At 69.5% G+C, this 18175-nt stretch carries 20 protein-coding genes and 1 pseudogene; 11 read left to right on the plus strand and 10 right to left on the minus strand.

Annotated elements, in window-relative coordinates; translation table 11 throughout:
* Window positions 1-6: 6 nt before the first annotated feature.
* The 3 genes from MOQ72_RS09695 (at window position 7) to dapC (ending at window position 2347) form a co-directional block, all read left to right on the plus strand.
* Window positions 7-765 (plus strand): hypothetical protein, encoded by a 759-nt coding sequence (locus MOQ72_RS09695; RefSeq protein WP_242182170.1) that lies wholly within the window; start codon window positions 7-9, stop codon window positions 763-765.
* 140 nt (window positions 766-905) lie between these two features.
* Window positions 906-1226, plus strand: coding sequence for a ferredoxin (fdxA, locus tag MOQ72_RS09700; protein WP_242182172.1), 321 nt, complete (start codon window positions 906-908; stop codon window positions 1224-1226).
* Window positions 1223-2347 carry a succinyldiaminopimelate transaminase gene (gene dapC / locus MOQ72_RS09705; protein WP_242182174.1) on the plus strand — a complete coding sequence of 375 codons (1125 nt, stop codon included), beginning with the start codon at window positions 1223-1225 and terminating at the stop codon, window positions 2345-2347. Before fdxA ends, dapC begins: the two co-directional genes overlap by 4 nt.
* Window positions 2348-2376: 29 nt before the next feature.
* Here dapC and MOQ72_RS09710 read toward each other — a convergent pair whose 3' ends face one another.
* From MOQ72_RS09710 to MOQ72_RS09740, 7 genes and pseudogenes are all read right to left on the minus strand, one after another.
* Window positions 2377-3318, minus strand: coding sequence for a CHAD domain-containing protein (locus MOQ72_RS09710; protein WP_242182176.1), 942 nt, complete (start codon window positions 3316-3318; stop codon window positions 2377-2379).
* Window positions 3319-3516: 198 nt separating this feature from the next.
* Window positions 3517-4503: a 2,3,4,5-tetrahydropyridine-2,6-dicarboxylate N-succinyltransferase gene (gene dapD, locus MOQ72_RS09715; protein WP_242182178.1), complete on the minus strand. Its 987-nt coding sequence runs from the start codon at window positions 4501-4503 to the stop codon at window positions 3517-3519.
* Window positions 4504-4659: 156 nt separating this feature from the next.
* Window positions 4660-5097: pseudogene (locus tag MOQ72_RS09720) on the minus strand (LppA family lipoprotein); the annotation flags it as partial.
* Window positions 5098-5116: 19 nt separating this feature from the next.
* The gene (locus MOQ72_RS09725) at window positions 5117-6757 is read right to left on the minus strand and encodes an alpha/beta hydrolase (RefSeq protein ID WP_242182183.1); all 1641 of its coding nucleotides are present in this window, start codon (window positions 6755-6757) and stop codon (window positions 5117-5119) included.
* A 57-nt stretch (window positions 6758-6814) separates the two neighbouring features.
* Complete coding sequence (locus MOQ72_RS09730; RefSeq protein WP_242182184.1) at window positions 6815-7354, minus strand: LppA family lipoprotein; 540 nt, start codon at window positions 7352-7354, stop codon at window positions 6815-6817.
* The gene (locus MOQ72_RS09735) at window positions 7351-9126 is read right to left on the minus strand and encodes an alpha/beta hydrolase (protein WP_242182186.1); all 1776 of its coding nucleotides are present in this window, start codon (window positions 9124-9126) and stop codon (window positions 7351-7353) included. Before MOQ72_RS09735 ends, MOQ72_RS09730 begins: the two co-directional genes overlap by 4 nt.
* An 8-nt stretch (window positions 9127-9134) precedes the next feature.
* Window positions 9135-9440 carry a hypothetical protein gene (locus MOQ72_RS09740; protein WP_242182188.1) on the minus strand — a complete coding sequence of 102 codons (306 nt, stop codon included), beginning with the start codon at window positions 9438-9440 and terminating at the stop codon, window positions 9135-9137.
* A gap of 137 nt (window positions 9441-9577) precedes the next feature.
* Between MOQ72_RS09740 and dapE the strand changes: the two genes are divergently transcribed.
* Window positions 9578-10654, plus strand: a complete 1077-nt coding sequence (dapE, locus tag MOQ72_RS09745; RefSeq protein WP_242182190.1) for a succinyl-diaminopimelate desuccinylase — start codon at window positions 9578-9580, stop codon at window positions 10652-10654.
* Window positions 10655-10729: 75 nt separating this feature from the next.
* Here the strand turns inward: dapE and MOQ72_RS09750 are convergent, their stop codons facing one another.
* Entirely contained in the window at window positions 10730-11698 is a 969-nt protein-coding gene (locus MOQ72_RS09750) for a slipin family protein (protein WP_242182192.1), read from the minus strand.
* A gap of 231 nt (window positions 11699-11929) precedes the next feature.
* On the opposite strand from MOQ72_RS09750, the gene MOQ72_RS09755 reads away from it, so the two are divergent.
* From MOQ72_RS09755 to folP, 3 genes are all read left to right on the plus strand, one after another.
* Window positions 11930-12715 carry an LOG family protein gene (locus tag MOQ72_RS09755; protein ID WP_242182194.1) on the plus strand — a complete coding sequence of 262 codons (786 nt, stop codon included), beginning with the start codon at window positions 11930-11932 and terminating at the stop codon, window positions 12713-12715.
* A complete protein-coding gene (locus MOQ72_RS09760; RefSeq protein ID WP_242182196.1) occupies window positions 12712-13299 on the plus strand; it encodes an LOG family protein in 588 nt (195 codons plus the stop codon). Before MOQ72_RS09755 ends, MOQ72_RS09760 begins: the two co-directional genes overlap by 4 nt.
* Window positions 13300-13632: 333 nt before the next feature.
* Window positions 13633-14472: a dihydropteroate synthase gene (folP, locus tag MOQ72_RS09765; protein ID WP_277953845.1), complete on the plus strand. Its 840-nt coding sequence runs from the start codon at window positions 13633-13635 to the stop codon at window positions 14470-14472.
* 4 nt (window positions 14473-14476) lie between these two features.
* Here folP and MOQ72_RS09770 read toward each other — a convergent pair whose 3' ends face one another.
* Window positions 14477-14812, minus strand: coding sequence for a hypothetical protein (locus MOQ72_RS09770; protein ID WP_242182200.1), 336 nt, complete (start codon window positions 14810-14812; stop codon window positions 14477-14479).
* A 227-nt stretch (window positions 14813-15039) separates the two neighbouring features.
* Here MOQ72_RS09770 and MOQ72_RS09775 point away from each other — a divergent pair, with 227 nt between their 5' ends.
* The 4 genes from MOQ72_RS09775 to MOQ72_RS09790 are packed head-to-tail and all read left to right on the plus strand — an operon-like array spanning window position 15040 to window position 16799.
* Entirely contained in the window at window positions 15040-15372 is a 333-nt protein-coding gene (locus MOQ72_RS09775) for a PadR family transcriptional regulator (protein ID WP_010694135.1), read from the plus strand.
* Between the two features lie 43 nt (window positions 15373-15415).
* Window positions 15416-15766, plus strand: coding sequence for a DivIVA domain-containing protein (locus MOQ72_RS09780; RefSeq protein WP_242182203.1), 351 nt, complete (start codon window positions 15416-15418; stop codon window positions 15764-15766).
* A 3-nt stretch (window positions 15767-15769) separates the two neighbouring features.
* Window positions 15770-16228: an SRPBCC family protein gene (locus tag MOQ72_RS09785; protein ID WP_242182205.1), complete on the plus strand. Its 459-nt coding sequence runs from the start codon at window positions 15770-15772 to the stop codon at window positions 16226-16228.
* Entirely contained in the window at window positions 16221-16799 is a 579-nt protein-coding gene (locus tag MOQ72_RS09790) for a DNA-3-methyladenine glycosylase I (protein WP_242182207.1), read from the plus strand. Before MOQ72_RS09785 ends, MOQ72_RS09790 begins: the two co-directional genes overlap by 8 nt.
* A 269-nt stretch (window positions 16800-17068) precedes the next feature.
* On the opposite strand, the gene MOQ72_RS09795 is transcribed toward MOQ72_RS09790, so the two are convergent.
* On the minus strand, window positions 17069-17857 hold the full coding sequence (locus MOQ72_RS09795; RefSeq protein ID WP_242182209.1) for an enoyl-CoA hydratase-related protein: 789 nt from the start codon (window positions 17855-17857) through the stop codon (window positions 17069-17071).
* Window positions 17858-18175 lie beyond the last annotated feature (318 nt).

Here is an 18175-nt window from a genome sequence, read left to right on the forward strand (position 1 = left end):
TCAGCGATGGCTGAGGTTTTGACCGACGAGCGGATCGCCGCTGTGCTGCGTCCCTTCGTCCGAGCGACCGCGCCGGTGTTGGATGCCCTGCGCGAGGCCGATCCGCTGCGGCTGCGCGGCCGGGCCGACGATCTCGCTGCGGATGGCGCGCTGCGGAAGGTGTTGCGCCAGCTGGACGCGATGCAGGTGCCGGGCAGCTCCACCTGGGATGCGATGTCGGTCGAGCAGCGCTGTGACTGGTGGGCCACGCGGGTCGGCCGGTTCCTGGCGCTCGTCGCCGGGTTGCCCCGGTTCGGCGGTGTCATCACCTCGCGGCTGCCGATCCGCAATGCGTTGGGCATCACCGGGCAGAGCCTGGTGCTGTGCGCCATCGCCGCCGAGCACGGTGTGACCGACCAGGCCGTCAAGGTGCAGTTGATCGGCGCGGTGCTGCTCGACCGCGAGATCTCGGCGGAGCTGGCCGCTGGGCACGCCGAGGACGACGAGCGGGTCACCGAGCTCACCGAGGACATCGACGCCTCGCGGCGCGAGCACGGGCGACCGACGCCGAAGGCGCTCGCGCGCACGGTGTGGCGAATGGCACGTGCGTTGTGGGAGATCGATGCCGAACTCGACAAGCGCCCGCAGGGCGGCTTCTTCCACGAGTTGCTGGGCAACGTTCCGATCGTCGGCGTCGTGGGCGGCTACTTGGGAGAACGATCAGCGCTGCGCAAGGTCGGGCGGCTTGGCGCGGAGTGGCTGGACCGGAATGGTTTACGGCGTTAACTCAGGCATCGTAGCGTCACCACGCCTCCCGTGCTGTGGGACCAGTTACGTGTCCGGGGTGGGTACGAGAGATACTGTCAGTGTCGCGTCAGGAGATTCCTGTGCGCGAGTAGTACAACGCTTCGAGCAGGAGAGCAACCGTGACCTACGTGATCGCCGAGCCCTGCGTCGACGTGCTCGACAAGGCATGCATCGAGGAATGCCCTGTCGATTGCATCTACGAGGGCGGGCGGATGCTCTACATCCACCCCGATGAGTGTGTCGACTGCGGTGCCTGCGAACCGGTTTGCCCGGTGGAGGCCATCTACTACGAGGATGACGTGCCGGAGGAGTGGGCCGCCTACACCAAGGCGAACGTGGACTTCTTCGACGAACTGGGGTCGCCGGGTGGCGCGGCCAAGGTGGGCAAGATCAACAAGGACGTCGAGCCCGTCACCAGCCTGCCCCCGCAGGGCGAATGAGCTCCACGACCGGCCCGGACACCGCGGTGTCCGGGCCCCGGGGGCCGCACCTGCCGGACTTCCCGTGGGACTCCCTGGCGGGGCAGACCGCCACGGCCAAGTCGCATCCGGACGGCATCGTCGACCTTTCCGTGGGCACTCCGGTCGACCCGGTGCCAGCGAACCTGCGGCGGGCGTTGTCGGCGGTCGCGGATTTGCCCGGTTATCCGGCCACGCACGGCACTCCCGAGCTCCGCGAGGCCGCGGTAGCCGCGTTGCAGCGGCGCTACGGGATCTCCGGGTTGGAGCCGGACGCGGTGCTGCCGACCATCGGCACGAAGGAGTTGGTGGCCTGGCTGCCGACGTTGCTCGGCATCCGTCCCGGCGACGTCGTGGCGATCCCGGAGTTGGCCTACCCGACCTACGAGGTCGGTGCGAAGATCGCCGGGGCCGAGGTGGTCCGGCTCGCGCCCGGTGAACTGCCACCGGCCGGAACCGCCTTGCTGTGGCTGAATTCCCCGTCGAACCCGACAGGTCGGGTGCTGGACGCGCGGCAGTTGGCCGACGCGGTCCGGGCGGCGCGGGAGATCGGCGCGGTGGTGGCTTCCGACGAGTGCTACCTCGCGCTCGGTTGGGACACCGAACCGGTGTCGGTGCTGCACCCCTCGGTGTGCTCGGACTTTCGCGGTGTGCTCGCGGCGCATTCGCTGTCGAAGTCCTCGAACCTGGCGGGGTATCGCGCCGGGTTCATCACCGGTGACCCGGATCTGGTGCGGCGTCTGCTGGAACTGCGCAAGCACGCGGGGATGATCGTCCCGCGTCCGGTGCAGGAGGCGATCACCGCCGCACTCGACGACGACTCGCACGTGAGCGCGCAGCGCGAGCTCTACGCGGCGCGGCGTGCACTCCTGCGGCCCGCGCTGGAGGCGGCAGGCTTCCGCATCGAGCACTCGCAGGCGGGCCTGTACCTGTGGGCGACACGCGGCGACGATGCCTGGCAGACGGTGGATTGGTTGGCGCAGCGCGGAATTCTCGTGGCGCCCGGCACCTTCTACGGCCCGGCGGGCGACCGCCACGTCCGGATCGCCCTGACGGCGACCGATGAACGCATCGCCGCAGCCGCCAAACGCCTGGCGGAGTGACGCCGATCGAACGCCCCGGCCGGACGCGGTCAGATTTCGGCTGCTGTGCTGCGGAGGGCTTCCCAGGTCGGCAGCCATTGGGTGCGGCGCTCGGCTCTGCGGGTCTGCTCGCGCTCGACCAAGCGGCCCGCCACGAACGCGACCGCGGCGTCGACGTCCTCGCCGAAGTCGCGCAGCAGCCTGCGGATGCGCTCCTCCGCGACACAGGCGTCCTGGTGCTCCCCGAGCACATCCTGGAACTGGCGGGCTGCCTTGATCAGCTGCTGCATCGGCTTGCCGAACGCTGGCTGCGCCAGTTCCGCCGTGTAGCGCACCCGCTTGCCCCGGATGCGCAGCGCGTGCAGTTGTTCGTCTTCGGGGTCCTCCGGTAGCTGGGCCACCGCTTTGTCGAGCTTGCGGAACTGGCGGAGCACGAGCTTGCGCAGCTCGCGCTCGCTGTCCACAGCGGACCGCGAGGTGGGCAGTTCGGTGCGCAGCGCATCGGCCAGCGAGCGCAGCAAGGTCAGGTAGCGGTCGCTGTCCAGCGCGGCGAGCAGCTCGACCCTCGCCTGGCGGTACTCGGCCTCCAGACCGGAGATCAACCGGGTGGCCGCGGCGAGTTCGTCAGCGGGCAGGTCGGCGCTCTCCTCGCGGAGGCGGTCCAGCAGCACGTCGAGGTCGCGGACCGGGCCCAGCGCCCGGCCCAACCAGCCGAGTTCCGCGCGCAGCGGCTCCGACCAGTCCCGGTCCAGGAACGGGCGGCCGGACAGCAGCATCGCGCGCATCCGACGCACCGACACCCGCATCTGGTGCAGTTCCTCGGGATCTTCGCCCCGTCGAGTGCCCGGATCGTGTGCGATCAGCGCGCGCAGCCGGGTGTCCAGCCCGGCCCGGATGTGCTCGGCGACGGGTGCGGACCGATCGACCGCCAGCGGTTCGGCGGGTAACTCGACGGCACGGGTGAGGTCTCGTTGCTGCCAGGTGGTGGCCATTGCCAATGATAAAACCGACGAACCCCGGAGCAGCACGTCCATCCAGTGGAAACCGCGACATCAGGCGCGGGCGACTTGCCGAAGCGGCGCTTGGCCGACCTGCGGCTCGGGCGGGCGACGGCCACTCCGCTGGTCGAGAAGCCGCTGAGGTCCCGCTACCCGCATGCCGATCCGCGCGCTCTCCCACCTGCGCAGGCGTCAGTCGTTGGCGTGCAGGGCCGCGTTGAGCTCCACCTTGCCGCCGGTTCGGGCGGTGACCTCGACCGTCCCGGTGGTCGAGTTGCGGCGGAACAACACGCCGTCCGAGCCCGACAGCTCCAGCGCCTTGGTCATGGTGCCGTCCGGCAGCGTCACCTTGGTGCCCGCCGTGACGTACAGGCCCGCCTCCACGACGCAGTCGTCGCCCAGCGAGATGCCCACCCCGCCGTTGGCGCCGATCAGGCAGCGCTCGCCGATGGAGATGACCTCCTTGCCGCCGCCGGAGAGGGTGCCCATGATCGAGGCGCCGCCCCCGACGTCCGAGCCGTCGCCGACGACGACCCCGGCCGAGACGCGGCCCTCCACCATGGACGCGCCCAGCGTGCCCGAGTTGAAGTTGACGAAGCCCTCGTGCATCACGGTCGTGCCGCTGGCCAGGTGCGCGCCCAGCCGGACCCGGTCGGCGTCGCCGATGCGCACGCCGGACGGCACGACGTAGTCGACCATGCGCGGGAACTTGTCGACGCCGTAGACGGTGACCGAGCCGCGCGCCCGCAGCCGCAGCCGGGTCGCCTCGAAACCCTCCACCGGGCACGGGCCGTGGTTGGTCCACACGACGTTGGCCAGCAGGCCGAACAGGCCGTCGAGGTTCTGCCCGTGCGGGCGGACCAACCGGTGCGAGAGCAGGTGCAGGCGCAGGTAGACGTCGTGCGTGTCGACCGGCTCGTCGGAGAGCCGACCGATCTCTGTGCGCACCGCGACGATCTCGACCCCGCGGGCCTCGTCGCGCCCGAGCAGTGCGGCTCCGGCTTCACCGAGGGACTCGGCCGCCTGCTCGGCGGACAGCCGCGTGCTGCCGGAGAGTCCCGGTTCGCCGAGCTTGACGGTGGGGAACCAGGTGTCCAGCACCGTGCCGTCGTCGGTCACGGTGGCCAGGCCCACGCCGTGGGCACCCGTGGTCTGCGGGTCGGGAGACTGTGCACTCATGCCTGAAACCGTAATCGGCGCAGGTGGCAACGGCCCGCACGGGGTGGTGGGTGCTCGCCCCGCTCTGGCATTACATGGTGTCGGGGATCCCGGACCGGGAAGGCTTCTGAGGTTCCGCTACCCGCACCGCCGCGCAACCGAGTTGAAGACAGGCGCTCACCGCAGGTGGCAGCCGGTGGTGATCATCAGCACCGTGTTGGCGGCGGTGCCGAACTGGTAGACCGCGCCGTACTGGTCGTTGCCGGTGATCTCGTGGTCGCCGCTGCGGTTCACGATGATCTCGGGCTCGCCGAAGCCGTACTCGCCGGTGATCTCCTCGACGATCGCCACCGCGCGCGGCCACTGCGCGTCCGGCAGGTTGCCCGGCGCCCGCCACGATTCCAGCACCCAGCTCTCCGCGTCGAAGATGTCCGGGAACTCGGTGCAGCCCGCGCGGCTGACCGGGTCCGACACCGCCCACGACAACGGTCCGACCTCGGCGTCTAGGCGGTCCAGCAGTCGCTGCTGCATCTGTTCGTAGCGCTCGCTGATCTCCTCGATGCTGGGGCGTTTCCGGAGCAGACTGTGCGGGTCTTCCACGATTCCCCCGTCTTCTCGGCGGACCGGCGTGCCATCAGGAGATGATGCCCGAGATGGCGTCGCCGAAACCGCGGCCGTCGTCCTTGATCGCCCGGTCCGGCAATCCGGCGACCACGGTGCTCATGTTGTACTGGCTGGTGCTGTTCGGGGTGAAGTAGCTGCTGTGGCCTTCGACACCCTTGAGCTCGTGGTCGCCGACGGTCGCGTCCTTGGCGGACAGCCCGGTCATCCCGTCGAGGTGGCTCGGGTCGCCGCCGAAGCGGCCCAGGTCGGCCACCCAATCGTTCTTCGCCTCGATCCGGTACGCGTGCCCGTCCGGCAAGTTGAGGTCCTTGACGTTGTCCGTGCCCACCCCCGGTGAGCCGGAGAACACCGCGTCGTCGACGCCGTGGCCCTGCTGCTGCATCGCGTAGCCGGTGATCGTCGAGCCGTAGGAGTGGCCGATCGCGGTCAGATGCGGCTCCTTGTCCCGCGAGGCGTTGATGCCCTCGCAGAACTCGGCGAGCTTGTTGCCGCCTTCCTCAGCGGACTTCGAACCTGCCACCGACCGGTCCGGGTCGGAGACCTCGCTCCACTGCGGAAACTCGGTGCCCACCCAGGTGACTGTGGCGACCTTGCCGCCGTCGCCGTGCCGGTCGCTTTCGAACTGGGCTTGGCGCCGCAGCTGGTCCATCTGCTTGTCCGCGTTCAGCGAGCCGTCGACCGTGGTGTTGAAGCCCGGCGTGTAAACCGAGACGTGATCGGCGGTGTCCACATTGCCCACTGCGACCGCGGCCTTCGCACGTTCCCCGCCGGTGTCGAGCAGCAGCAGTTGGCGGTCGCCGCGCGCCAGCATCTTCTCGACGGCGTCGATGGACTTGAGCTTGGCGTCGACGTTCTCCAGCTCCCCCTTCTCGTCGTCGGAGAGACCGCCCTGCGCCAACTTGGCCCGTTCGGCCCGCAGCGCGGACCGCTCGTCGTCGATGCGGGCCCGGTTGGCCTTGTCCCGGACCGCGGCCGGGATACCGTCCCGGTTGCCGAGCCACGCGGGTGGGTTCTCGGTGTACTCCGCGCGCTTGGCGTCCGACAGCGACTTCCACCACGCGGCGTTCTCCGCCGGACTGCCGTCCTTCGGCGCCTTGGCGGCGGCAGCAACGGTTCGCGCACCGCTCAACGGGCCGGGGGCGATCTCGTCCTGTTCGGCCGCGACGAGGACCTTGGCCAAGTCGCCGTCGATGCGTTCGGCGTCGTCGAGGATCGACTCGATTTCGGCGACCAACTCGTCGCGGATCCGCAACCGCTGCTGCTTCACCTGTTCGACCTCGGCGGCGGGCACGTCCTGCGGCGGGTTGGCATCCCGGACGCCGCCTTCCTCGGTGATCTCGAAACCGCTGGCGTGCGCCTTGTGCTCGGCCGCGTTGAGCCGCTTCCTGATGCGCTCGACCTCTTCGGCGGCCCTGCCCACCGCCTCGCGCACGCTGCTGACCTCGGCGATCAGTGTGCGCATGTGCTTGGCCGATGCGCCGTGCCGGTTCGCCGCGTTCTCCGCCGCCGGTCCGCTCCAGCCAGCGGGCTGCTCGGCGCTGTTGAACTCGTCGCCGATCCCGGTCAACTCGTCCGTGCGTTTGCCTAGCGTGCGGAAGACGTCTTCCAACGTGTCGGGCTTCCAGCGGCGCACGTCGGCGAACGACACCATGAGTTGGCCTTACCTCCACTTTCGCGCTGCGACGCGGCCGGGCTGTGCGCGCGACCGCTACGCCGGTCCGCCCTTCGCGGACTGGAGCAGGTGGCAGCCGGTGCGCAGGCTAAGGATGGTGTTCACCGCCGTGCCGAACTGCAGCGCCGCGCCGAAGCCGTCCCGGATTTCCACCTTGTGGTCGGCGGGCCGGTTCACGACCACTTCCCGTTCGACGAAGCCGTACTCGGAGCTGACCTCGTCAGCGATCCGCTCCGCCTGCGCCCACTGGCTGTCCGGGATGCTGCCTCGGTAGACCCAGCGAGCCAGGCTGTGCTCTTCAGCACCGTCGATCTGGGAGAACTCTTCGCCCTGACACGCTGCCTCGCCGATGTCACCGTCGTTTTCCCACGGTGTGGCGAGGCCGAGTTCGGCCGACAGCCGGTCCCGCAGCTTCTGCTGCATCTCCTCGTACCGGGCAGTGACGTCTTCCATGGACGGTCGCTGCTGCAGGACGCTGCGTGGGTCTTCCATGCTTCCCCCGTCGGATGATTCGGGTCGGCTCGCGCAGCCGCCGATGAGCAGCGCGCAAAGGATCAGCAGGCTGACCCTTCTCATGAGAACAGATCTTTGATCTTGGCCCCGGCCTCCTGGCCGAAGTCCTTGGCTTTGGACACCGCATCTTCGCCAGCGTCATATATCGCGGATCCCGCTTCCTGCGCCTGGTGCGGGACGTAGGAGATAACATCGCCGACGCCGTTGGTCTTGCCCTCCACAGTGTTCTCTGGCATGCCCGCCACGATGGAGGCCATGTTGTGCTGGCTGGTAGTGCCGGGATTCAGATAGTCGCTGTGGCCGGTAACCCCTTCGCCTTCGGCCGATTTCTCGGTGGAGAGGTCATTGAAACCGCCCATGTGGGACGGGTCGCCGCCGAACCTGGCGAAGTCGGCGACCGGGTCGTCCTTGGCCTCCAGCCGGTAGGCGTGGCCGCCCGGGACGTGCAGGTCTTCGATGTCGTTGGTTCCGACGCCCGGTGAACCGAAGATGATCGCGTCATCGACGCCGTGGCCGCCGCCTTGCAGGGCGTACCCGGTCGTCGTCGAACCGTAGGAGTGCCCGATCGCGGTCAGGTGCGGATCGGTGTCCCGGGATTCGTTGATGCCCTTGTAGAAGTCGTTGAGCTTTTCCCCGCCCTCCTGGGCGGAATTGGAGCTGGCCACCGAGTCGCCGAACACATCTAGGTTCTCGGACTCCTGCGGCGCTTCATAGCCGAGCCAGGCCACCGCTGCCACGTCGCCGCTCTTGCCGTTGCGGACTAGCTCGTCCTCTGACTCCTTGACCAGTTCCTGCATCTTCGAGTCGTAGTTGCCGAGGCCGTCCTGAACCGTGGTGGTGTAGCCGGGGGTGAACACCGAGACGTGTTCGGCGGTGTCCACATTGCCCACCGCGACCGCGGCCTTCATTCGTTCACCGCTGCTGTCGAGCACCAGCAGCTGACGCGGGGGGTTCTCCTTGGCGATCGTCTTCTCAACCGCGTCCAGCGACTTGAGCTTGTCGTTGACCTGCTGGAGCTGTTCCTGCTCGTCTTCGCTGACCCCGCCGCGCTCCAGGGTGGCCTTCTGCTCCCGCAGCGCTTTGCGTTCGTCGTCGATGCGGCCGCGGTTGGCCCCGTCGCGGACCTCGGCCGGGATGCCGTCGCGATTGCCCAGCCAGGCGGGCGGATTCTCCCGCAACGCCGCGCGCTGCTCGTCCGACAACGACTTCCACCACTCCGCCGCGGCCTTCGGCGAGTCGTCCTTCGGCTTGCCCGCGGAAGTGACGAGCGCCTGGATGCCCTCGGTGTTCGCGGCGTCGGCCAGCGACCCGCCCTTGCCGGGCTCGATCTTGTTCTGGTCCGCGGCGGCCAGGGCCTTGGCCAGCTCGGCGTCGGTGCGCTCGGCTTCGTCGAGGATCCGCTCGATCGTCTGGACGAGCTTGTCGCGGACCTGGATGCGCTGCTGCCTGACCTGCTCCAGCTGGTCCTGCGGCACATCCTGCGGCGGTTTGACGTCCTTGACGCCGCCCTCTTCGGTGATCTCGAAGCCGTTGGCCCGCGCCTCGTGGTCGGCCTGCTCGATCTGCTGCTTGATCTTGGCGACGTCGTCGGCGGCAGTGCCCACCGCAACCCGCACGGTGGCGACTTCGGCGATCAGCGCGCGCATGTTCTCGACCAGTTCACGGTGCCGCTTGGCCGAAGCGTCGGCGGCCTCGCCGGACCAGCCGCCGGGGTTCTTGGCGCCGTCCAACTCGTCCTGCAGGTCGATCAGGTTGTCGCGGCGCTTGCCCAGTTCGGCGTGGACAGAATCAAGTCCATCCGGCTTCCAGCGGCGCACATCGGCGAACGAGACCATTCGTCTGACTACCTTCCGGTCTGCGCGCCGAGGCGGCCGATGTCCGCCGCGCTGGACTCGTCGGAACGCTGGTACTCGTCGGCGGTCGCGTTCAACGAGTTGCCGTGCTCCACGGCGGCCTGGCTCCACGCCTTGAGCGACTTCTCCCAACTCTGCGCGACCTGCTTCGCCGCGTCCGCGGACTTGCCGCCCGGCATCGCCTCGGCGATGTCGGTGGCCGGTGGTCCCAGCTTCACCTGCCCGGCCTGTTCGCCAGCCGACTTCGCGCTCGCTGCGGCTTTTCTGAGCGAATCCGGATTTGCCGCGTATCCCATTTGCCCCACCTCCAGCCGACGAAGCCTAGCGCGATGATCATGGGTTGGACGTCCGTTGGGAGAAACCGGTTCCCACTCGTTCCGCAGGTGGCTCCGGTGGGCGGCCGGGGTCCGGCCGCCCAGGTAGCCTCCCGAACGTGACTGCGTCGTTGGATCTCACCGCGAACCCCGTCGAACTCACCGCCGCGCTGGTCGACATCCCCAGCGTCTCCGGCGGCGAGAAGGCCATCGCCGACGCCGTGGAGCAGGGGTTGCGCGACCAGGCACCGCACCTCGAAGTGGTGCGCAACGGCGCGGCCGTGCTGGCGCGGACGAACTTCGGGCGCGGCTCGCGGGTGGTGCTGGCCGGGCACCTGGACACCGTGCCGATCAACGACAACCTGCCGCTGCGCCGCACCGGTTCGGGCGTCGAGGAGGTCCTGCACGGCTGCGGGACGGTCGACATGAAGGGCGGCGACGCGGTGATGCTGCACCTCGCCGCGACGCTCACCGAACCGCGCCACGACCTGACGTTCGTGTTCTACGACTGCGAGGAAGTCGAAGCCGAGCGCAACGGCCTCAACCGCATCGAGCGGGAACTGCCGGACTGGCTGGTCGGCGACTTGGCGGTGGTGTGCGAGCCGTCGAACGCGGCCATCGAGGCGGGCTGCCAAGGCACCATGCGGGTGGAGGTGCGCACCACGGGTGTCCGCGCGCACACGGCGCGCGCGTGGATGGGCGTCAACGCGATCCACGCAGCGCAGCCGGTGTTGCAGCGGTTGGTCGACTACGAGCCGCGCAATCCGGTGATCGACGGGTTGCGGTTCCAGGAGGGGTTGCAGGCGGTGCGGATCACCGGCGGTGTCGCGGGGAACGTGGTGCCGGACTCCTGCGTGGTGGCGGTCAACCACCGGTTCGCCCCGGACAAGTCGCTGGCCGCGGCCGAAGCGCACCTCCGCGAGGTCTTCGACGGCTTCGAGGTCACCGTGGTCGACGGTGCCCCGGCGGCCCTGCCCGGCCTCGGTGCCCCGGCGGCGGCGGAACTGGTCGAGGCATCCGGCGCGGAGCCGGTCGCGAAGCTCGGCTGGACGGACGTGGCGCGCTTCGCGGCCCGCGGGCTGCCCGCGGTGAACTTCGGCCCCGGCTCACCGACGCTCGCCCACACGAAGCAGGAGCACGTGGCAACGGCCGAAATCCGCCACTGCGCCGACGTCCTGCACCGCTTCCTCACCTGATCGTTTCGAGGTGAGGGGCACCCTTTACCAAGTAACTTGGTGAAGGGTGCCCCTCACTCGTTCCAACAGGTGGGATCAGGCGATGCCGAGCATCGACTCGTCGCCGCCCTCCGCGCCGCCCGGCCTCCGGCCGTCCGCGGCGGCTTCACGCTGACGCGGCAGCTCCGCCTTCGGCTCCGCCTCGTCGAGCTCCGCGGCCTGCCGCTCCGCCTCGGTGAGCTCCGCGGCTTGCTCCGCCTCGGCGACTTCCGCCGCGCTCGGGGCTTCGCCCTCGCGCGTCGGCGCGCCGCTCCCGCGCTTGGCGGTGTCGACGAACTGGAGCAGTTCGACCGGGAAGGGCAGCACGAGCGTGGAGTTCTTCTCGGCGGCCACCTCGACGACCGTTTCCAGCAGCCGCAGTTGGAGCGCGGCCGGGGTGTCGGCCATGACGTGCGCCGCGTCGGCGAGCTTGCGGGACGCTTGGAACTCGCCGTCCGCGGAGATGACCCGCGAGCGCCGTTCGCGTTCCGCTTCGGCCTGCCGGGCGATCGAGCGCTTCATCGACTCCGGCAGCGAGACGTCCTTGATCTCCACCCGGTCGATGTGCACGCCCCAGCCAAGCGCCGGGCTGTCGATCATCAGCTCCAGGCCCTGGTTGAGCCGTTCGCGGTTGGACAGCAGGTCGTCCAGGTCGCTCTTGCCGATGATGGACCGCAGCGAGGTCTGCGCGACCTGTCCGACGGCGAACAGGTAGTCCTCGACGTTGACGATGGCGCGTGCCGGGTCCTCGACCTTGAAGTACACCACCGCATCCACCCGCACGGTGACGTTGTCGCGGGTGATGCCCTCCTGGGCAGGTACCGGCATGGTGACGATCTGGAGGTTGACCTTCCGCATCCGGTCGACCGCCGGGATGATCATGGTCAGACCCGGTCCGCGGGTGAGTTCCTGCAACCGCCCGAAGCGGAACACCACGCCGCGTTCGTACTGCTTGATGACCTTGACACCGGCAGCTACGAAGAGGACGCCGAGCACGATGATTGCGATCAGCAGGTCGATGAGCATGGCTGGCTCCCCGGGCTCGATTCCGGCCCAGCGACCCGTCCCGACGCCTGCGTAGATCGCCCCAGATCTGCGTGGTGTGCGCGGCCCAGCATCGCTGGCACCACTCGATCTTTTCTTCGTATCGTACGCCGCCGCACGCTCGTGTGAATCCCTCGTGAACAGGCATTTCCCCGCTGCCGCAGCGGGTGGGCGCACGTCGCTGGCGATCGGCGGCTGCGTACTCTCGACCGCATGACAGTCGAAGGCCCGTGGGGCGCACCCAACGGTGCGGAGCGCCCCCAGGAGAAGCAACGCGGACCCGTCGTGCTGCGCCGGTCCCGGTTGACCGAGCCCACCACCACCGACCAGCGGCTGCTGGACTCCCGCGGCCCGTCGGACTGGGTGCACACCGACCCGTGGCGGGTGCTGCGCATCCAGTCCGAGTTCGTGGAGGGGTTCGGCGCGCTGGCCGAGGTGCCGCGCGCGGTGACCGTGTTCGGTTCGGCACGCACCCCGCGCGACCACGAGGAGTACGCCACCGGGGTCAAGCTCGGCGCGGCACTGGCCAGGATCGGCTGCGCGGTGATCACCGGTGGGGGACCGGGGGCGATGGAGGCCGTCAACCGCGGTGCGTCGGAGGCCGGTGGGCTGTCCATCGGGCTCGGCATCGAGCTGCCCTTCGAGCAGGGCCTGAACCCGTGGGTGGACCTCGGCGTCAACTTCCGCTACTTCTTCGTCCGCAAGACGATGTTCATCAAGTACGCGCAGGCGTTCGTCTGCCTGCCCGGCGGCTTCGGCACCATGGACGAGCTGTTCGAGTCGCTGACCCTGGTGCAGACCAAGAAGGTCACCAAGTTCCCGGTGGTGCTGTTCGGCAAGTCGTACTGGCAGGGCCTCTACGACTGGATTCGGGACAGCATGCACGGCTCGGGCAAGATCGGCGCCAAGGATCTCGCGCTGCTGCACCTCACCGATGACATCGACGACGCGGTCAGCATCGTGCAGGAGGCGTACGAGGCTTGGGAGGCCACTCATTGAGCAGCGCTGACTTCGCCCCGGAAGGCAGCACCGGAGAACTGAACACCGCGACGGTCTCCGTATGCGTCTTCTGCGCATCGGGTCCGGTGCCCCAGCACTACTTGGACCTCGCCGCGCAGGTGGGTGCCAAGATCGCCAAGCGCGGTTGGACGCTGGTCTCCGGCGGCGGTCGGGTGTCGATGATGGGCGAGGTCGCGCGGGCGGCACGCGCCGGTGAAGGCCGCACGGTCGGGGTGATCCCGCGTGCTCTGGTGGACCGCGAGGTGGCCGACCACGACTCCGACGAACTGCTGGTCGTCGACACGATGCGGGAGCGCAAGGGGCTGATGGACGCGCATGCCACGGCGTTCCTCACGCTGCCCGGTGGCATCGGCACCTGCGAGGAGTTCTTCGAGATCTGGACCGCCCGCTACATCGGCATGCACCGCAAGCCGGTCGTGCTGCTCGACCCGGACGGGCACTACCGCGTGCTGTTGGACTGGCTGCACGGGTTGGTCGACAGCGGCTTCGCCACCCAGCACTCGCTCGACGTGCTCACCGTGGCCACTGATGTAGACGAGGCGCTGGACGCTTGCGCCCCGTAAGAGCCTGTCTTCGAGCTCGTTTTGCGTGGCGGTGCGGGTGGCGGAACCTCAGAAGCCTTCTCGGTCCGGGATCCCCGACATCATGTATGTCCGATACACCACGTCGTAGCTGTCCTCCCGAGATAGCTCGGGGTGCGGGGTGTCCCCGCACGGCACCGCCTGAGAACCCGCGGCGGTGCGAGTTGCGAGGGTGGGCTAAGCGGCTTCGCCGCTTCAAAACAAGACCGAAGGCAAGCGCCAAGCTGTATGCCGCGGGCTGATCCACATCCCGTTGGGCCCCGTGACGTGCCAGCATCTGCAGATGTGCAGGTACTGCGGTTCCGCGACAAGGACATGCCCCAGGACCGTGCGCTGGTGATGGCGATCGTCAACCGCACCCGCGACTCGTTCTTCGACCACGGGCGCACCTTCGCGGTCGATGCGGCCACCGCAGCCGTGGACCAGGCCGTCGCCGACGGCGCGGACATCGTCGACATCGGCGGCGTTCGCGCGGGTGCGCAAGGCGAAGCGGTGGACGCCACGGAGGAGATCCGCCGGGTGGTGCCGTTCGTCGCCGCCGTCCGGGACCGCCACCCGGACCTGGTGATCAGCGTCGACACCTGGCGGCACGCGGTGGCCTGGCAGGTGTGCGACGCAGGTGCGGACCTGCTCAACGACACCTGGGCGGGTGCCGATCCGAAGCTGGCCGAGGTCGCCGCCGAATTCGGGGTCGGCGTGGTGTGCTCGCACACCGGCGGCCTGCCGCCGCGCACCGACCCGTACCGGGCCCGCTACGCGGACGTGGTCGCCGAGGTGACGGCCGAACTCGTCGAACGGGCCGAGCGGATGGTGCGGCTCGGGGTGCCCGCGCACGGGGTGCTGATCGACCCGACGCACGACTTCGGCAAGAACACCTGGCACGGCCTGGCGCTGCTGCGCCGGGTCGGCGAGTTGGTGGCCACCGGCTGGCCGGTGCTGATGGCACTGTCCAACAAGGACTTCATCGGCGAGACCCTGGGCGTCGGGGTGACCGAGCGCCTGGAGGGCACCCTGGCGGCCACCGCCATCGCGGCCTGGGGCGGCGCCAAGGTGTTCCGGGCCCACCACGTGGCGGAAACCCGCCGGGTGGTGGACATGGTCGCGGCCATCGCGGGCACCCATCCGCCCAGCCAGGTCATCCGTGCCCTGGCCTGACGGTTCACAGGTCGCCGACAGCTCGGTTGAGCAGGTCGGTGAGGGTCGGGATCGGGATGTCCGGGCGGACTTCGCGCAGCAGCGGGACGAGCCGCAGCCACCGGGACTGGACCCGCGGCGCGCTCGGCGGTACGCGGGTCAGTTCCTCGACGAGCTCCTCCAGCCGCCAGTGCGCCTCGTCGCGTGCCATGCTCGCTTCCGGGTGCTGGTCGATCACGTCGACGAGCACCACGAGGTAGGCGCGGAGTTGATCGAGGGCCTCCTGCCGCGGGGCGTAGGTGGTCGCGGCATCGAGTCGTGCGGCACCGGTGGTCGCGTCCTGGGCGCTGTCCTTGGACACGGCAAACGACTCCTGATTGCTTACCCGGTGGTGCGATGGGGGACATCCGGCTTCGCAGTGTGGTCGGATTTGGCCGCTGTCAACGCGCTTTCTGGTTTGCGCCACCCGAACGGCGCAGCTGTCACTCGATGTGATGGACGTCATTCACGTCCGGATCGCGACAGGACTTAGGTCCTCTTGTGCGAGAGCGGTGACAGTGGTCGCAAATGACCGTAGAGTCGCTACTTGTGAAGGCTGATGCGCTCCGCGGCCATCTCGACGCTCTGCTGCTGGCCACGCTAGACGGCAGGGCCTTGCATGGTTACGCGATCATCGAGGCGCTGCAGGAACGCAGCGGTGGCGCCCTCGATCTGCCCACCGGCACGGTGTACCCCGCGTTGCGCAGGCTGGAGCGCGCGGGCTACGTGCAAAGCACTTGGAGCACTGTCGGCGGCCGACAGCGCCGTACCTACCGTCTGACCCAGACCGGCGTGCAAACCTTGCAGGCCGAGCGCCGCGCGTGGCGCGAATTCACCAGCGCCATCGAAGGCGTCCTCGAAGCAGCCCCCGCCAAGACCTGACCGTGGCCGCGGCGGTCCGCGGTCCGTGCCACGATTGATGACCGTGGCTAGTGCGCTCATCTACCTGTTCGTGGTGCTCGCGGTCGCTGCGGTGATCTACCTGCTGGCCTCGCTGGTCTTCGGACGCGGCGAGCAGCTCGCGCCGCTGCCGCCGGGCTCGACGCCGACCCGCCTGCCCCCGGCCGACATCGTGGCCGCCGACGTGCGCGCCCTGCGGTTCCAGCAGGTCCTCCGCGGCTACAAGGCATCGGAGGTGGACTGGGCGTTGGCGCGCCTCGCGGGTGAACTCGACGAGCTGCACGGCCGGATCGCACTCCTGGAGAAGCAGCTCGACGTCGCCGGGCAGCAGTTGCAGGAGGCCCGCGCCGGTTGCCCGGACGAGCCGGAGGACTGACCGGTGCGCCCGGTCGAGCTGCGGTTCAGCGTGCCGGTCGAGGCGGCGCCCGAGGTGGTGTGGGCAGCGGCGACGGACTGGGCGCGGCAGGGCGAGTGGATGTTGGGCACCGACGTGCAGGTGCTCGGCGGCTCCGGTGGGCCGGGCACTCGGCTGATCGCGGTCACCGGGTACCGCGGGGTCGGCGTGGTGGATCGGATGGAGATCGTCGAGTGGCGGCCACCGCAGACCTGCCGGGTGCGCCACCACGGGGAGCTGCTTGTCGGGGATGGCGGGTTCGATGTGGTCCGGTGCGGCAATGCGGCATCGATGTTCGTGTGGTGGGAGCGGTTGGCGCTGCCGACCGGCGGCGCGTTGGTCTGGCCGGTGGTGCGACCCGCCTTCGCCTGGGGAATGCGCCGGTCGTTGAACGCCTTCGCGGCGTTCTGCCGGGACTACGAAAGTGGAGGAAGGCGTGAGTGAATCCGGTGCCGCGGTCCTCGGCGAGGACGGTCGGGCGCGCTGTCCGTGGGGTGCCGGTCCGGCGGACTACACCGAGTACCACGACCGCGAGTGGGGCGTCCCGCTGCACGGCGTGCCGGAGCTGTTCGAGCGGATCACCCTGGAGGCGTTCCAGTCCGGGTTGTCGTGGCTGACGATCCTGCGCAAGCGGGCGGCGTTCCGCCAGGCGTTCGCCGGGTTCGACCCGGAGCGGGTGGCGGCGTTCGGCGAGGCCGACCGGCAGCGGCTGCTCGCCGACGCGGGCATCGTGCGCAACCGGGCGAAGATCGACGCGGCGATCCGCAACGCCGGTGCGGTGCTGGAGCTGGACCGCCCGCTGGACGAGTTGCTCTGGTCGTTCGCCCCGGAAGCCCGCAAGCGGCGCCCGGCCACCCTGGGCGACGTGCCAGCCACCACGCCGGAGTCGGTGGCGATGGCCAAGGACCTCAAGCGGCGCGGGTTCGCCTTCGTCGGCCCCACCACCTGCTACGCCCTGATGCAGGCCACCGGCATGGTCGACGACCACCTCGCGGACTGCTGGCGGGCGAACTGAATACCTGTCTCTGGACTCGTTTCGCGTGGCGGTGCGGGTAGCGGAACCTCAGAGGCCTTCTCGACTCCGGGATCCCCGACATCGTGTATGCCGATACACCACGTCGGGGCTGTCCTCGCGAGGAGAACCCCAGAGGGGTGGGCACCGTGAACCCGCGGCGGTGCAAGTGCCGTAGGTGGGCTAAGCGGCTGCGCCGCTTCAGAAGAAGACCAAGACAGGCGCTAAGCGCCTCGCTCAGCGCTGGTAGGTCGATTTCGCAGGAAATCGCCTCAGCGGCCGATGAAGTTGGGGGTGCGCTTCGCGACGAACGCCGCCACCGCCTCCCGGTGGTCGGCCGTCGAACCGGCCTCGGCCTGCGCGCCCGCCTCGACTGCCAGCGCCTCGGCCAAGCCTTCCGCGGCGGCCGCCAGCATCGTCTCCTTGATCCGGGCGTAGGCGCTGGTCGGCCCGGTCGCCATCCGAGTGGCCAGTTCGGTGGCCGCCGCGACCGCCTCGCCGGTGTCCACGACGCGGTTCACCATGCCGATCCGCAGCGCGTCCTCCGCGGCAACCGGCTCGGCCAGCAGCAGCATCTCCATGGCCCGGCCGTAGCCGATCAGCCGGGGCAGCGTCCAGGACGCCCCGGAATCGGCGGACAGGCCGACGTTGGCGAAGGCCATCAGGAACTTCGCGTTCGTCGCCGCCACCCGCAGATCGCACGCGTAGGCCAGCGACGCGCCCGCCCCGGCCGCGGTGCCGTTGATCGCGGCGATCACCGGCTTCGGCATGCTCGTCACCGCCCGGATGATCGGGTTGTAGTGCTCCTCCACGGTCTTCAGCGGCGCCGGGTCCCCGGCGTCGAGCAGCGCGATGTGCTCCTTGAGGTCCTGACCGGCGCAGAACGCCTTGCCCGCGCCGGTGATCACCAGCGCGCGCACCGAGTCGTCGGCGGCGGCGTCCCGCAGCGCGGCGATCAGGGCCTGCTTGAGTTGGACGTCGAGCGAGTTGAACGCCTCCGGGCGGTTCAACGTGAGCAGGCGCACACCGGCGGTGTCCTGGGTCAGCAGTACGTCGGTCACTTCACGCTCCTTGCCTCGAGTCCGTTGTGGCGGGTCGCCGGGCCACCGGCTGACGGCTCCACTGTGGACGCCGCGGATCACGCGAAGTCCCGAGTAGACAGTGTTGCGGCTGGTCGCCCAGGCAATCATCAGGAGCGGCCGGAACCCGGTGCCAGCCGTCGGTGGCCCGGCGGCCCCGGTCGGCCACCGGGCGCCCGGCGGTTGCACCGGAAGGCACCGAAATAGCCCGCACGAGCGGTGAGTCTGCCAGCCACCGCGGGCATTCGACCAGCGCACGGGCGACACGAGTTGATCGGTTCGGTTTCGTCCCCGCCTCGG

This window comes from Saccharopolyspora soli (genome assembly GCF_022678645.1).
Lineage (GTDB): Bacteria > Actinomycetota > Actinomycetes > Mycobacteriales > Pseudonocardiaceae > Saccharopolyspora > Saccharopolyspora soli.

What these genes read in the sequence shown, in the direction of transcription:
- MOQ72_RS09750 (WP_242182192.1), bottom strand. Translation starts at nt 11,698, where the DNA reads ATGCTCATCGACCTGCTGATCGCAATCATCGTGCTCGGCGTCCTCTTC.
- MOQ72_RS09710 (WP_242182176.1), bottom strand. Translation starts at nt 3,318, where the DNA reads ATGGCCACCACCTGGCAGCAACGAGACCTCACCCGTGCCGTCGAGTTA.
- dapC (WP_242182174.1), top strand. Translation starts at nt 1,223, where the DNA reads ATGAGCTCCACGACCGGCCCGGACACCGCGGTGTCCGGGCCCCGGGGG.
- MOQ72_RS09695 (WP_242182170.1), top strand. Translation starts at nt 7, where the DNA reads ATGGCTGAGGTTTTGACCGACGAGCGGATCGCCGCTGTGCTGCGTCCC.
- folP (WP_277953845.1), top strand. Translation starts at nt 13,633, where the DNA reads ATGCCCCAGGACCGTGCGCTGGTGATGGCGATCGTCAACCGCACCCGC.
- MOQ72_RS09755 (WP_242182194.1), top strand. Translation starts at nt 11,930, where the DNA reads ATGACAGTCGAAGGCCCGTGGGGCGCACCCAACGGTGCGGAGCGCCCC.
- MOQ72_RS09725 (WP_242182183.1), bottom strand. Translation starts at nt 6,757, where the DNA reads ATGGTGTCGTTCGCCGACGTGCGCCGCTGGAAGCCCGACACGTTGGAA.
- MOQ72_RS09740 (WP_242182188.1), bottom strand. Translation starts at nt 9,440, where the DNA reads ATGGGATACGCGGCAAATCCGGATTCGCTCAGAAAAGCCGCAGCGAGC.
- dapD (WP_242182178.1), bottom strand. Translation starts at nt 4,503, where the DNA reads ATGAGTGCACAGTCTCCCGACCCGCAGACCACGGGTGCCCACGGCGTG.
- MOQ72_RS09730 (WP_242182184.1), bottom strand. Translation starts at nt 7,354, where the DNA reads ATGAGAAGGGTCAGCCTGCTGATCCTTTGCGCGCTGCTCATCGGCGGC.
- MOQ72_RS09735 (WP_242182186.1), bottom strand. Translation starts at nt 9,126, where the DNA reads ATGGTCTCGTTCGCCGATGTGCGCCGCTGGAAGCCGGATGGACTTGAT.